This is a genomic window from Robertmurraya sp. DFI.2.37, from assembly GCF_029211245.1.
Taxonomy (GTDB): domain Bacteria; phylum Bacillota; class Bacilli; order Bacillales; family Cytobacillaceae; genus Robertmurraya; species Robertmurraya methanolica_A.
Genome location: NZ_JARGEJ010000759.1, coordinates 1 through 293, shown reverse-complemented (window position 1 = coordinate 293; position 293 = coordinate 1). Strand labels below are relative to the sequence as shown.

The 293-nt window shown below is 31.4% G+C and carries 1 protein-coding gene; it reads left to right on the top strand.

The genetic code is table 11. The features are described from left to right. A partial coding sequence (locus tag PZE06_RS28525) for a glutaredoxin family protein (RefSeq protein ID WP_275792474.1) occupies window positions 1-205 on the top strand: 205 nt, incomplete at its 5' end. Between the last annotated feature and the right edge of the window lie 88 nt (window positions 206-293).

Here is a 293-nt window from a genome sequence, read left to right as displayed (position 1 = left end):
CTTCTGCCCAGTCTGTGGAATGGTAAAAAGTTTTCTATATTCTTTTGATATTACTTATGAAGAGATAGTTGTAGACTTAAATCCTATAGCAAGGATGAATTTGATAGGAAAAACGAAAAGATTAACGGTTCCGCAAACCAATATAAATGGAGATTGGATAAGTGGGTTTGATCCGGAGAGACTGTTAAAGATATTAATTAAATGATCTCGTACTACTACGAATACGTTAAGACAGAAAGGATATACACAATCTTTACTGTTTTTTTGTGATATAAAAATAAAGTGATTTCATC